The 13,270-nt window shown below is 64.6% G+C and carries 12 protein-coding genes; 1 reads left to right on the forward strand and 11 read right to left on the reverse strand.

The window, feature by feature from the left end; genetic code table 11:
* Positions 1-408 precede the first annotated feature (408 nt).
* The 4 genes from ACVILH_RS30880 to ACVILH_RS30895 form a co-directional block, all read right to left on the reverse strand.
* A complete protein-coding gene (locus ACVILH_RS30880; protein ID WP_456715261.1) occupies positions 409-1,377 on the reverse strand; it encodes an IS110 family RNA-guided transposase in 969 nt (322 codons plus the stop codon).
* A 1,025-nt stretch (positions 1,378-2,402) separates the two neighbouring features.
* Positions 2,403-3,575 carry a 4-hydroxybenzoate 3-monooxygenase gene (gene pobA / locus ACVILH_RS30885; RefSeq protein WP_456716269.1) on the reverse strand — a complete coding sequence of 391 codons (1,173 nt, stop codon included), beginning with the start codon at positions 3,573-3,575 and terminating at the stop codon, positions 2,403-2,405.
* A 162-nt stretch (positions 3,576-3,737) separates the two neighbouring features.
* Entirely contained in the window at positions 3,738-4,658 is a 921-nt protein-coding gene (locus ACVILH_RS30890; RefSeq protein WP_456716270.1) for a helix-turn-helix domain-containing protein, read from the reverse strand.
* Positions 4,659-5,002: 344 nt separating this feature from the next.
* Entirely contained in the window at positions 5,003-6,121 is a 1,119-nt protein-coding gene (locus tag ACVILH_RS30895; RefSeq protein WP_456716271.1) for an NADH:flavin oxidoreductase, read from the reverse strand.
* 181 nt (positions 6,122-6,302) lie between these two features.
* Between ACVILH_RS30895 and ACVILH_RS30900 the strand changes: the two genes are divergently transcribed.
* Complete coding sequence (locus tag ACVILH_RS30900) at positions 6,303-6,626, forward strand: winged helix-turn-helix transcriptional regulator (RefSeq protein ID WP_456717122.1); 324 nt, start codon at positions 6,303-6,305, stop codon at positions 6,624-6,626.
* Positions 6,627-6,880: 254 nt separating this feature from the next.
* On the opposite strand, the gene ACVILH_RS30905 is transcribed toward ACVILH_RS30900, so the two are convergent.
* The 7 genes from ACVILH_RS30905 to ligK form a co-directional block, all read right to left on the reverse strand.
* Positions 6,881-8,377, reverse strand: coding sequence for an AMP nucleosidase (locus ACVILH_RS30905; protein WP_456716272.1), 1,497 nt, complete (start codon positions 8,375-8,377; stop codon positions 6,881-6,883).
* Between the two features lie 114 nt (positions 8,378-8,491).
* On the reverse strand, positions 8,492-9,451 hold the full coding sequence (locus tag ACVILH_RS30910; RefSeq protein WP_456716273.1) for a Gfo/Idh/MocA family oxidoreductase: 960 nt from the start codon (positions 9,449-9,451) through the stop codon (positions 8,492-8,494).
* Complete coding sequence (locus tag ACVILH_RS30915; protein WP_006609597.1) at positions 9,452-10,315, reverse strand: class III extradiol dioxygenase subunit beta; 864 nt, start codon at positions 10,313-10,315, stop codon at positions 9,452-9,454. It lies immediately after the preceding gene.
* Positions 10,316-10,705, reverse strand: coding sequence for a protocatechuate 4,5-dioxygenase subunit alpha (gene ligA / locus ACVILH_RS30920; RefSeq protein ID WP_006609598.1), 390 nt, complete (start codon positions 10,703-10,705; stop codon positions 10,316-10,318).
* Positions 10,706-10,717: 12 nt separating this feature from the next.
* A complete protein-coding gene (locus ACVILH_RS30925; RefSeq protein WP_456716274.1) occupies positions 10,718-11,632 on the reverse strand; it encodes an amidohydrolase family protein in 915 nt (304 codons plus the stop codon).
* A gap of 8 nt (positions 11,633-11,640) precedes the next feature.
* Complete coding sequence (locus ACVILH_RS30930; protein WP_456716275.1) at positions 11,641-12,564, reverse strand: DUF1932 domain-containing protein; 924 nt, start codon at positions 12,562-12,564, stop codon at positions 11,641-11,643.
* Between the two features lie 6 nt (positions 12,565-12,570).
* Entirely contained in the window at positions 12,571-13,266 is a 696-nt protein-coding gene (gene ligK / locus ACVILH_RS30935) for a 4-carboxy-4-hydroxy-2-oxoadipate aldolase/oxaloacetate decarboxylase (RefSeq protein WP_456716276.1), read from the reverse strand.
* Positions 13,267-13,270: the final 4 nt, after the last annotated feature.

Consider the following 13,270-nt stretch of genomic DNA (forward strand, 5'->3'; position numbering starts at 1 on the left):
CCGGTCTTAATGCGCGATTTAACGGAAGGATTAGGAGAGTCCTAAAACGGTCGCGCGTAGTTGCGGAACCGATCCTCGCCCGGTGCAGCACGCAAGCCGGCGTATCCGGGCTAATCCGGATATGCGCAGCTCTCGATCTCCGACGGCGGAAGCGACAGACCGGCCCGAAACTATTTTCCGCTTTCCAGAAGATTTTGCTTTCGCTTTATCGGAAGATATGCTTATCTTGCGGCATCCCGCCTCAACGAGAGCAACTGTGCTTTTGAGGTAGGCCGGCGAACGGCCGGCCTCAAGGCTGGCGCGAGACGCGCCCCCGCCTTCGGCGGCTGAAGGCCTTGACCCCGTCCGCTCGCCGTCCTGTTGGCTTGGCATGCGCTCGGTCGTGAACCGAGCGCATGTGGCGCTCGATCAGCTCATCGCAACGCGCGGCTGCTTGGGATTCCATTTTTCGCCGCGGGCGATCATCGTGTTGAGGATGATGATCAGCTTGCGCATACAGGCGATGAGGGCAACTTTCGGCTCTTTGCCCTTGGCGATGAGGTGTTCATAGTAGGTCTTGAGCACCGGATTATGCTGCGTCGCTGCTCCGAGGCAGGGAAGGAACAGGCCGTTTCTCACCCAGCGCCGACCTCCCTTGATGTGGCGCTCGCCTCGGCGCTTGCCGCTGTCGTCGTCGTAAGGGGCAACACCGATCAGGGCAGCGGCGATCCTATCACTCACCTTGCCGAGTTCCGGCGCTCCTGCGATGAGGAGCGCGGAGGTCATGACGGCAAGCCCCGGCACACTTTCAATGATCTCGGCGCGCTCGGCAAATTCCGGCGTCGCCTTGACCCTGGCGAAGATCGCAGCCTCGAGCTTCACAATCTGAGCCGCGAGCGTCTTCAACACCTGGGAATGGGCCTTCTGCGCCAATCCCGGCACAACATGCTCGGTCTGGTTCTGCAAACGGGTTTTCAGATCCATCAGATTCTTGCGCGCTTTCACCAGCCCCGCCAGTTCCTCGCGTGCAGCATCGTAGATCTGGCTCGGTGCCTCGTCGAACGTCTCGGCGAACCAGGCGATCATCTCTGCGTCTATCGTGTCGTTCTTCGCCAGTCGACCCGCCGACAAGGCGAAGCTGCGAACCCGTTTGGGATCAACGATCCGCACCTCTATCCCGGCCTCGCGCAGCGCCTTGGCCCATTCGCGCTCATAGCCGCCGCTGGCCTCCATGACGGCCTTGGTCACCTTGTGCTTGCGAAGCAAGGCCACCAACTGGCGATGCCCAAGCGAACTGCTCGGGAATGTCTGCCGTACTCCGAGTTTCCGAATGCAGCCGTCCACCTTGTCCTTGGCCACATCGATACCAGCGACACCATTTGCGATCTGTGTCATCATCCACTCCCTTCCTTGCCTTGTATGGGCTCGAAGCCCTTGCAACTGTTCGGGTTGAGGAAGATCACCGGAGCTGTCCCTCGCTCTGATACAGGCTCTGCCGCGTTTGGGGCGTTACGGGCTCAGATCCAGCGACGGGCGGTTTTGCGAGAACCGCCCGTTCGCACATTCTGACAGAATTTCTGAACACAAGGGGCGTTGCGCGCGATCGTCACGACACGCGAGGTGGGGAGGCGATGCCGCGGGAGATCGCAACATGCTCGGCAACGAGCGTGCGGACGAACGATCGCCTGCGGACGCGAAGTCGCAGCGGCCCGACACCCCGAAGCTGGTGTCATCCGCGCCATGCGCGCAAGCGCATTGTCGCGAAAGCGACGAGGCTTGGCCTCGCGCGGAGGTGGCCAACACGCCGGCGCACCAGGGCGACTGCGTATAAGCGTGAAGACACCGCGCAGGGAATGCCGGATGCTCGGCTGCACCTGTGGTACCTGCCGCCTGCACTTTTTCTCGCAGGCGGGCCATGGGTGAGGCCCTCACCCGGCATTCCCTGCGCCCTCTCATCTTTGCGAGGGACGAAGCGATGGCAGACCTCGGGCATCAGATGCCGCGAGAACGCGATGCTGTGTCCGGCGCTGTTTGAGATGTGAAGCGGATTTTAATCGGCGTTGCGACCTTGGGACCCAGATCACGACTCTTGCGGATCGAGAGACGAAGCTCGCCAGTGAATGCGCCCTCTCCCCTTGTGGGAGAGGGCATGTAGGACAGTGCGCCAAGCGCGGTTGGGTGAGGGGTATCTCTCCGCGCATGTCGCTCGTGGAGAGATACCCCTCACCCAACCGAATGCTTGGACAGGCCGAACATGCCCTCTCCCACAAGGGGAGAGGGCGCTGTATCCGACAGCGCGGCTCTGACCGTCTGTTCGGGTGGGCCCAACCTGGAGAGAATGGTGGGCGCGGCGCGTGATCAAGCGGAGCAAATAACTCACGGATTTGGCGCGCCTTTGCCCACCCTACAGACAGCGTAAGCCTTCAGAACGGCAGGCCGACATAGTTCTCCGCCAGCGAGCGCTGCGCGGCCTCGGACGAGAACAGATAGGCGAACTCGGTGTCCTGCAGCTTGTCCTCGTACGGCAGGCGATCGGGGAAGCGATGCAGCAAGGTCGTCATCCACCAGGAGAAGCGCTGCGCCTTCCAGATCCGCGCCAGCGCGCGCTGCGAGTAGCCGTCGATGCCGCGGTCGTCGCCCTTTTTGTAGTGATCGAGCAGGCCATGATAGAGATAATAGATGTCCGAGGCCGCCGAGTTCAGCCCGCGCGCGCCGGTCGGCGGCACGATGTGCGCGGCGTCTCCGGCCAGGAGCATGCGGCCGTAGCGCATCGGCTCGGCGACGAAGCTGCGCAGCGGCGCGATGCTCTTCTCGATCGACGGTCCCGTGATCAGCTTGGCGGCGACCTCCTCCGGCAGGCGGCGCTTCAGCTCCTCCCAGAACGCGTCGTCGCTCCAGCCCTCGACCGTATCCGTCAGCGGCACCTGGATGTAATAGCGGCTCAGCACCTGCGAACGCAGCGAGCACAGCGCAAAGCCGCGCTCGTGCTTGGCATAGATCAGCTCCGGCGACACCGGCTTGGTGCGCGAGAGCACGCCGAGCCAGCCGAATGGATAGACCCGCTCAAACTCCTTGATCTTGTCGTGCGGGATCGACTTGCGGCTGACGCCGTGAAAACCGTCGGCACCGACGATGTAGTCGCAATCGACGCGGATGACCTCGTCGCCGGTGCGGTAGGTGACGTAGGGCGCGTCGGAATCGATGTCGTGCGGCGTCACGTCGAGCGCGTTGTGCACGACCTTGCCGCCCAACTTGTCGCGGGCCTCATAGAGATCGCGGGTCAGCTCGGTCTGGCCATAGACCATCACCGAATTGCCGCCGGAATATTTGTGCAGGTCGACGCGGTCGAGCTTGCCGTCATGGGCGATGTAGAAGCCGTGATGGATCTCGCCCTCTCGGTCCATGCGCTCGCCGCACTGCGCCTCGCGCATCAGCTTGGCGAAACCGTGCTCGAGCACGCCGGCACGGATGCGCGACAGCACGTAGTCGCGGCTGGACTTTTCGAGGATGATCGTATCGATGCCCTGCAGATGCAGGAGCTGCGACAGCATCAGGCCCGAGGGGCCGCCGCCGATGATACAGACTTGGACTTTCATGGGCATCTTCTCCCGGATTTCGACAGGCTGCGTTTTGTACTTTCTCAGCGATGCCTGAATTTACCAAGGAACCCATCCGGCCACTTGGATGGACGCTGCATTCTCTTGCACTTTTCCGACGTCCGGACGCTGCTGCATCGCGGTATAATGGTCCTGATCGTGTCAGGCTCCGACGCCGGCGCTCTCGTCGGAAACGCCCAGGGCCCGGCGATAGTCCCTCGGGCTGGCGCCGGTATGGCGCTTGAAGAAGCGGCAGAAATAGGCCGGGTCCTTGAAGCCGAGCTCGAACGCCAGCTTCGATACCGGTGCTGCGATATAGGTCAGCCGGCGACAGGCCTCGCGCGCCAGCCGCGCATGCACGATATCAAGCGCGGACTGTCCGGTCTCCGCCCGGGTCAGCCGGTTCAGCCGCTCCGGCGTCATGCCGAGCTCGTCGGCATAGCGCGCCACCGACCAGTGATCGCGGTGATGCGCCTCGACCAGCACGATGAAGCGGGTGAACAGCGCGGCGTGTCCGCTGCCGCGCGGCGCCGCCTTCGACTGTCGCGCACTCTGCTGCGCGAGCCGCCACACGATCGATCGCCCAAGCCAATGCGGCACCGGCGAGGCGGCCGAATCCGCGGCGGCGAACTCATCGGCGAGGTCGACGAACAGCGCGGCAATGCGGCGCGTCGCGACCGCCTGCGGATCGAGGTGCAGGATCTGCGGCGTGGCGAACAGGTCGCGCAGCGCCTGCCCGGTTGCCGGCACGTCACCTTCGACCACGGCACGTGGATTGAAGGTGAGCACATAGCCATCGGTCTCGCGCGAGAAGCGGAAGGCATGGACGACACCGGGCGGGATGATCACCGCAATCGGCCCGCTGCAATGGTCGCGGCTTTCGTCCAAGGCGATCTCGGCAGGCCCGGACGCCACCCAGAGGATCTGGTGCAGGCCCTGATGCGTGTGCGCTTCGATCTCCCAGCGGTACAGCTTGCTGCGCACCTGGATCGGCTCGATATGCAGCATATCGGGCTGCGCCGCCGAACCTTCGCGGTACAGCGCGAAAGTCGGGATCGACGGCTTGGTGCGAAACCTCGGCATAGTCCAGCTAAAGCAGAATGCTGGAAAAGTACAAGTCTGACCGGCTTTGTGTCCCACGCCCCGTCGGTGCCCCGCGGGGAAGACGGTGACCCTCTCCCCTTGCGGGAGAGGGTGCCGGAGATGCGAAGCATCGGAGGCGGGTGAGGGGTCTCTCTCCGCACGGGAGCTCGCGGAAAGAGACCCCTCACCCGGTTCGCATTTCGCTGCGCTCATGCGAACCACCCTCTCCCACAAGGGGAGAGGGTGCACCGATCAAGTAGCGACTGATCGAGATGAACTAACATCATAGAGCATGGATCTGAATGAGGTCGACGACCAGCCCCATGAACGAGCTATTGCTCAGCTCACACCAGTGCGCCGAGATCGGTCGCGTTGAAGCCCTTCAAGCCGGCCTTATCACCGGCCTTGATCTTGGCGACCCAATCGGCATCGCTGATCAACGCGCGGCCGACGGCGATGAGGTCGAACTCGTCCTTCGCCATGCGCTCGAGCAGCGCATCGAGATCGGCCGAGCTCGAAGGCTTGCCGGCAAACGCCGAGAAGAACTCGTCGGACAGGCCGACCGAGCCGACGCTGATGGTCGCCGCGCCCGTGATCTTCTTCGCCCAGCCGGCGAAGTTGAGCCCCTTCTCGCCGTCGATCTCCGGGAATTCCGGCTCCCAGAAGCGGCGCTGCGAGCAGTGCAGGATGTCGACGCCCGCATCGACCAGCGGCTGCAGCCAGTCGCCCATCAGCGCGGGCGTCTCGGCGAGGCGCGTCGCGTAGTCCTGCTGCTTCCACTGGCTGACGCGCAGGATGATCGGGAAATCAGGACCGACCGCCTTGCGGATCGCGGCGACGATCTCGCCGGCGAAGCGCGAGCGCTCCTTGATGGTCGGGCCGCCATAGCGGTCCTCGCGCTTGTTGGTGCCGGACCAGAAGAACTCGTCGACCAGGTAGCCATGCGCGCCGTGAACCTCGACCGTGTCGAAGCCGGTGCGCTTGGCGTCGGCGGCGGCCTGCGCGAACGCCGCGACGGTGTCGGCGATGTCGTTCTCGGTCATCACGTTGCCGCGCGGCTTGTCCGGCGCGACCAGGCCCGACGGGCTCTCGACCGGCGCGTCCGGCTCCCAGCGGCTCATGCCCTTGGTCGAGCCGGTGTGCCAGATCTGCGGCGCGATGCGGCCGCCCGCGGCGTGCACGGCGCTCGCCACCTTCTGCCAGCCGGCCAGCGCAGCCTCGCCGTAGAAGAAGGGGATCTGAGGCTCGTTGCGCGAGGCCGGGCGGTTAATCACCGTGCCCTCGGTCAGGATCAGCCCCACGCCGCCTTCGGCGCGGCGCCGGTAATAGGCGGCGTTGGCCTCGCCGGGAACGCCGTTCGGCGCGGCGTTGCGCGTCATCGGCGCCATGACGATGCGGTTCTTCAGCTCCAGCGACTTCAGACGAAACGGACGAAACAGCACGCCGGTATCGAGATCGGACATTCAGAAGGCTCCATTGCGTTCGGAACCGCTCCAGTATACTTCGGAAACCTGAAGTCAATGGGGCACCCGAAGTCGCTCAAGTATATCGAAGGAAACCACTGCCTTGACCGATGCGTCGACATCAGAGACCGCCCCGCTCCGCTGCAAGCCGCAGCACTTCTCGTCGGAATGCCCGAGCCGGGTGCTGATCGACCAGATCGCCGACAAATGGTCGATGATGGTGCTGGCGGTGCTCGACGGCGGCCCGCTGCGTTTCAACGCGATCAAGAAGCAGCTCGAGGGCGTGACGCAGAAGGCGCTGACGCAATGCCTGCGCCGGCTCGAGCGCAACGGCCTGGTCGCGCGCCAGGTGATCGCGGACTCGCCAGTCGCCGTGCAATACGAGATCACGCCGCTCGGCCGCACCTTGCAGCCGCCGTTCCGCGCGCTGTATGCGTGGACGATCGCGAAGATGCCGGAGGTCGAGCAGGCGCGGCAGGCGTTCGACGAGCGCCGGGCGCGCTGACCGGAGGCCGCAAGAGCCGATTTCGCCTGCGCTTGATAGATCTCATCCTTGGCCACGACCTCGGTCCACCTCTCCCGCTCGGGAGAGGTCGGATTGCATCGCCAGATGCAATCCGGGTGAGGGATACCGGTCCATCGATGAGCACGAAGCCCCCTCACCCGGCGCTACGCGCCGACCTCTCCCCGGTGGGGAGAGGTGGACTGAGACCACCACGTTCGCTCGGGAAACAACAACAACATGTGCGTGATGGGCCGCTACTGAAACGCGACCTCGGCGAAACTGCGCAGCTTGCGCGAATGCAGTCGTTCGGACTCCTGCTGCTTCAACAGCTCCAGGGCCTTCAGTCCGATCTGGAGATGCTGCCCGACGCGCTGGCGGTAGAAGTCACTGGCCATGCCGGCGAGCTTGATCTCGCCATGCAGCGGCTTGTCGGAGACACACAGCAAGGTGCCGTAGGGCACGCGGAAGCGATAGCCGTTGGCGGCGATGGCGGCCGACTCCATGTCGAGCGCAACCGCGCGCGATTGCGACAGACGCCGGATCACAGCGGGGCCCGAGATCTCCCAATTGCGGTTGTCGACGCTCGCGACCGTGCCGGTGCGCATCACCCGCTTCAGCTCGAAACCGGAATAGCCGGTGACGGCTTCGACCGCCTCTTCGAGCGCGACCTGCACCTCGGCCAGCGCCGGGATCGGCACCCAGGGCGGCAGCTCCTGGTCGAGCACATGGTCCTCGCGGACATAGCCATGCGCCAGCACGTAGTCGCCGAGCCGTTGCGTGTTGCGCAGGCCCGCGCAGTGCCCGACCATCAACCACGCATGCGGGCGCAGCACCGCGATGTGGTCGGTGACGTTGCGCGCGTTCGACGGGCCAGTGCCGATGTTGATCAGGGTGATGCCCTGGTGCCCGGGCTCGACCAGATGAAGCGCCGGCATCTGCGGCGTGCGCGCCGGCGCGGAGCCCGTCGTGCCGCCGCCGAGACGTGCATTGCGCGTCATGACGTTGCCCGGTTCGACAAAAGCTTCAGCGTCGCCCTGCCCGGCCGCGAGCTGCTGGCGGCCCCAATCGGCGAAGGCATCGACATAGAACTGGTAGTTCGTGAAGATCACGAAATTCTGGAAGTGATCGGGATCGGTGCCCGTATAGTGATAGAGCCGGCGCAGCGAGTAGTCGACGCGCGCGGCGCGAAACAGCGACAACGGCTCCGGCATGCCGGGCTTCAGCTCCAGCGTGCCATCAGCGATGGCATCGTCCATGGTCGCGAGATCAGGCGCATCGAACACGTCGCGCAGCGAGCGCGTCACCAGCGGGCTTTCGTGATGCGGCAGCGCCGTCTCGATGTTGATGTCGCGGCGATAGGCGAAATGCACCGGGATCGGCTCGGCGGATTCGCCGATCTCGACCGGCACGCCATGGTTCTCGACCAGCAGGCGGATCTGCTCGGTGAGATAGGAGCGAAACAGATCGGGCCGCGTGATGCTGGTCTCATGCACGCCCGGCCCTGCGACGAAGCCATAGGCGAGGCGCGAGTCCAGCCGGGCGTGACTCGCCGTGGTCAGGCGCACGAAAGGATAAGTGGCCCGGATGCGCGTCGTCGGCACGACGCCGTTGGCATACGCCTCGAAATGCCCGCGCAGGAACGCCGTGTTGCGCTCGTAGATCTCTTCGAGCCGGGCTACCGCGGCAGCGGCGCCGGTGAAGCTTTCCGTCGGGAACGGTTGCGGCGAATGGACGGTCAACGGCGGCCTCATCTGCTGAAGCCGAAGGTTAAGCGAAGCGGCCGTTCCCGCGCAACGCCTCCCGGCGCCTTGTCCAGGCGCCGGAGGTTCCCTCCCCGCACACAACCGCGCGAGGAGGGAAAGATCTCAGCCCTTGGCGAGCTGCTCGTCGAGCTCGTGCAGCACCTGGTAGCAGGGCAGCACCTGGGCGACGGAGGCGTTCGGCTCGCGGCCCTCGCGGATCGCGGCGAAGAACTCGCGGTCCTGCAGCTCGATTCCGTTCAAGGAGACGTCGACCTTGGAGACGTCGATCTTCTCCTCCTTGCCATTCACCAGATCGTCGTAGCGGGCGATGTAGGTGCCGGTGTCGCCGATGTAGCGGAAGAAGGTGCCGAGCGGACCGTCATTGTTGAACGACAGCGACAAGGTGCAGATCGCGCCATTGGCGGCCTTCAGCTGGATCGACATGTCCATGGCGATGCCGAGCGTCGGGTGGATCGGTCCCTGAATCGCATTGGCCTTCACGATCGGCGAGCCCGCCTGATAGGCGAACAGGTCGACCGTGTGCGCGGCGTGGTGCCACAGCAGGTGGTCGGTCCAGCTGCGCGGCTGGCCCAGCGCGTTCATGTTGGTGCGGCGGAAGAAGTAGGTCTGCACGTCCATCTGCTGGATGTGGAATTCGCCGGCCTTGATCTTCTTGTGCACGAACTGATGGCTGGGGTTGAAGCGCCGCGTATGGCCGCACATCGCCACCAGCTTGGTCTCCTTCTGCAGCTCGACGACCTGCTGCGCGTCCTTCAAGGAATCGGCGAGCGGAATCTCGACCTGGACATGCTTGCCGGCCTTGAGGCAGTCGATCGCCTGCGCGGCGTGCATCTGCGTCGGCGTACAGAGAATGACGGCATCGACCTCCGGCAGCTTGAGGCTGTCGGCAAGCTCGGTCGAGACGTGCTTGATGCCGTATTTGTCGGCGACTTCCTTGGTCTGGTCGAAGCGGCGGCCGACCAGCGACACCACCTCGACTCCGTCGATGTTCTTGATGCCGTCGAGATGCTTGATGCCGAAGGCGCCGGCGCCGGCAAGCGCGACCTTGATCGTGTCAGCCATTTAGTTGTTCTCCAGAATGACATGGCCGACGGCAGTGTTGCTGGCCGGCACATGGTAGAAGCGGTGACGCACGGTCGGCGCGTTGCCCTTCTTGGTCTCGTTGACGTCGCTCATGGCGCCGCGCGCGATCAGCCACATCACGAGCTCGATGCCCTCGCTGCCGGCTTCGCGGACGTAATCGATATGCGGCACCTTGGACAGCCCTTCCGGATCGTTGATCAGCTTGTCCAGGAAGGCGTTGTCCCATTCGCGATTGATCAGGCCGGCGCGCGGACCCTGCAGCTGGTGACTCATGCCGCCGGTGCCCCAGATCTGCACGTTGAGCGGCTCGTCATAGCTCTCGATCGCCTTGCGGATCGCCTTGCCCAGCATGAAGCAGCGGCGGCCCGACGGCACCGGATACTGCACGACGTTGACGGCGAACGGGATCACCGGACACGGCCAGGCATCGACCTGGCCGAAGATCAGGCTCAGCGGCACGGTGAGGCCGTGGTCGACGTCCATCTTGTTGACGATGGTGAGGTCGAAATCGTCCTGGATCACCGACTGCGCGATATGCGCAGCGAGCTTGGGATGCCCGATCACCTTCGGGACGGGCCGCGGGCCCCAGCCCTCGTCGGCCGGCTGATACTCGGCCGCAGTGCCGATCGCAAACGTGGGAATCATGTCCAGGCTGAAGGCGGTCGCATGGTCGTTGAAGACCAGGAACACGACATCCGGCTTCTGCTCCTTCTCCCACTGCTTGGCGAAGTCGTAGCCCGCGAACACCGGCTTCCAATAATCCTCGCCGGTCTTGCCGAGGTCGAGGGCGGCGCCGATCGCCGGGACGTGCGAGGTGAAAACGCTTGCGGAGATCTTTGCCATTTACTTCTTCTCCCCGGTGTAGCGGTTGCCCTCGACCGAGCGGCCGCCCTTGATCATCATCTCGCGATACTGCTCTTCGGTCATGCCGGTCATGCTGCCGGCCATCTGCTGAAAGCTCTTGCCGTCGGTCGCGCCGATCTTGGCGAGGAAGTAGATGTTGCCGCCGAGCGCGATGCAGCGGTTGAGGTCGCGGTCCAGCACCGCCTGCTTCTGCTCCTCGCTCATCGGCCATTCGTCGAGATAAGCGCGCTCATTGGCCTTGAAGCGGGCGCGGTTCTCCGCCTTCATCAAGGACATGCAGAACTGGTTGAGGTGATAGCCCATCCGCGACATGTCCGCGTCGAAGATGGTCGTACCGGGAACGTCGGTATAGGGTTTATCGAGCGACATCGCTTCCCTCCTTCAGGATTCTTCGGGCCAGTACAGCCGCATCGGATTGTCGACCAGGAGCTTGCGTTGCAGTTCCTCGGTGACCGCGATGTGGGGAATGAAATCGACCAGCAGGCCGTCGTCAGGCATGTGGTCCTTCAGGTTCGGGTGCGGCCAGTCGGTGCCCCACAGCACGCGATCCGGGAAGGTCTCAACGATGCGCTTCGCAAACGGCACCACGTCGCGATAGGCGTTTGGCTCGCCGTTCAGCGCCGACGGTCCCTTCACCGACAGACGCTCCGGGCAGCTCACCTTGGACCAGACGTTGCTGTGTTCACGCATGAACTTCACGAACAGCTCGAACTCCGGACCATCCACTGGCTTGGTCACATCGGGCCGGCCCATGTGGTCGACGACGACGGTGGTCGGCAGCGAGGTGAAGAAGTCCCACAGCTCCGGCAGGTCAACGGCTTCGAAATAGATCACAACATGCCAGCCGAGCTTGTTGATCCGGTTGGCGATCTCGACGAGTTCGTCCTTCGGCGTGAAGTCGACTAGGCGCTTGACGAAGTTGAAGCGGACGCCGCGCACGCCCGCGTCGTGCATCGCCTTCAACTCCTCATCGGTGACGCTGCGCTTGACGGTGGCGACGCCGCGGGCCTTGCCGTTGGAATGCACGAGCGCATCAACCATCGCGCGGTTGTCGGCGCCGTGACAGGTCGCCTGCACCACGACGTTGCGGGCGAAGCCGAGATGGTCACGCAACGCATAGAGCTGATGCTTGGAGGCGTCGCACGGCGTGTACTTCCGCTCCGGCGCATAAGGGAATTCGGCGCCGGGGCCGAACACGTGGCAATGCGCATCGACGCTGCCGGCCGGCACCTTGAAGCGCGGCTTCGACGGGCCGTCGTACCAGTCCAGCCATCCCGGGGTCTTCTGGAACTCCATGAGGTTCCCTACTCCTTGGACTTGATCTTGTTGATGATACGATCGGCCTCGGTGCGCCAGTCGGCGCTGCGCGCAAACTCCTTGGTGCCGCGCGTGCCGAACAGGCCGTCATCGGCGAGATCGGCGACCCAGGCCTGGCGCTCGGCGGTGCCGTCCGCCGACCATGGCGTCAGCCCGATGTCGCGCACGGTCTCGGCGACCTCCCTCACCTCCTCGGCGCGGCGGCGGCCATGCTCGATCACGCGCTGAAAGAAATAGGCGCCCTGCTTCTCCCAGTCGATGCCGGGAAAGGTCTCCTTCAGCGAGGCCAGCACCGCGTCCTCGACGCCATAGGCGCGCGCGGTGGTGAAGCTCTCGATCACCATCGCCTCGAGGCCCTTGATCATGATGCTGCGGCACATCTTGGTCGCCGAGGCGACGCCGAGCTTGTCGCTGGCGGGCTTGGCGGCAAAGCCGAGATCGTTGAGCAGCGGCGCCAGCTCACGCGCGCCGGCGCCGCCGAGCAGCAGCGGCACCTTGATGCGATAGGGCGGCACCGAGGTCATGACCGCGCCTTCGACATAGCGTCCACCGGCGCCGTCGATCCGCGCCGCCGCGCGCTGCTTGGCGCCGGGCGAGGCCGAGTTGAAGTCGAGGAACCAAGCGCCCGGCTTGATCGTCGGAGCGCAGGCTTCCGCGACCGATACGTCCTGGCTGGCGGTGACGGCGGAGACGATGAAGTCGGCCTGCGCCGCAAGTTCGGCGTGCGAGGCCGCGAGCGTCACGCCGATGCTGTCAGCGTGCGCGCGCATCGCGTCGCCTCTGATATCAGCGAGCTTCACGTCATAGGCAGAGACACGCACGCCGTCCTTGCGCAGATCCTCGGCGAGGATCTTGCCGACCTCGCCGTAGCCGATCAGCCCGACATGCCACTGGTTGGATGCCGCAGTCATTGCGCCTCAGTCGATATATTTGAGCCCGGCCTTCGCCAAGGGCTCGCGCATCTTGTACATGTCGAGGCCAAGCACGCCCGACGCCAGCTTCTCGCGCTTGTCGGCCTCGTTGGCCTCGCGCGCCGCCGCGGCGTCCGCCGCCTGATGCGCGACTGCGGCCGGGACCACGACGATGCCGTCGACATCGGCGACGATGACATCACCCGGATTGACGGCAGCACCCGCGCAGACGATCGGAATGTTGACCGAGCCGAGCGTCGCCTTCACGGTGCCACGGGCGCTGATCGCCCGCGAGAACACCGGGAACTGCATCTCGGTAAGATCGGCGACGTCACGGACGCCGCCGTCGATCACGAGGCCCTGCGCACCGCGGGCGCGGAAGCTGGTGGCCAGGAGATCACCGAAGAAGCCGTCGGTGTTCTCCACCGTGCAGGCGGCGACGACGACGTCACCTGGCTGAATCTGCTCGGCCGCGACATGCAGCATCCAGTTGTCGCCGGGCTGCAGCAGCACGGTGACGGCGGTGCCGCACATCCTCGCGGTCGGATAGATGGGACGCATGTAGCACTGCATCAGGCCGACGCGACCCATCGCCTCATGGATGGTCGCGACGCCGAACTTCGACAGCTTCTCCACCGCCGCCTTGTCGGCGCGGGTGATGTTTTTCTTGACGATGCCGAGATTGTTCATGGGGGTGCTCATGGCT

This window comes from Bradyrhizobium sp. USDA 4353, assembly GCF_054063215.1.

Coding starts and splice junctions, on each gene's coding strand:
- ACVILH_RS30910 (WP_456716273.1), bottom strand. CDS start 9,451: ATGGCTGACACGATCAAGGTCGCGCTTGCCGGCGCCGGCGCCTTCGGC.
- ligA (WP_006609598.1), bottom strand. CDS start 10,705: ATGTCGCTCGATAAACCCTATACCGACGTTCCCGGTACGACCATCTTC.
- ACVILH_RS30895 (WP_456716271.1), bottom strand. CDS start 6,121: ATGTCCGATCTCGATACCGGCGTGCTGTTTCGTCCGTTTCGTCTGAAG.
- ACVILH_RS30915 (WP_006609597.1), bottom strand. CDS start 10,315: ATGGCAAAGATCTCCGCAAGCGTTTTCACCTCGCACGTCCCGGCGATC.
- ACVILH_RS30890 (WP_456716270.1), bottom strand. CDS start 4,658: ATGCCGAGGTTTCGCACCAAGCCGTCGATCCCGACTTTCGCGCTGTAC.
- pobA (WP_456716269.1), bottom strand. CDS start 3,575: ATGAAAGTCCAAGTCTGTATCATCGGCGGCGGCCCCTCGGGCCTGATG.
- ACVILH_RS30925 (WP_456716274.1), bottom strand. CDS start 11,632: ATGGAGTTCCAGAAGACCCCGGGATGGCTGGACTGGTACGACGGCCCG.
- ACVILH_RS30880 (WP_456715261.1), bottom strand. CDS start 1,377: ATGATGACACAGATCGCAAATGGTGTCGCTGGTATCGATGTGGCCAAG.
- ACVILH_RS30905 (WP_456716272.1), bottom strand. CDS start 8,377: ATGAGGCCGCCGTTGACCGTCCATTCGCCGCAACCGTTCCCGACGGAA.
- ACVILH_RS30930 (WP_456716275.1), bottom strand. CDS start 12,564: ATGACTGCGGCATCCAACCAGTGGCATGTCGGGCTGATCGGCTACGGC.
- ligK (WP_456716276.1), bottom strand. CDS start 13,266: ATGAGCACCCCCATGAACAATCTCGGCATCGTCAAGAAAAACATCACC.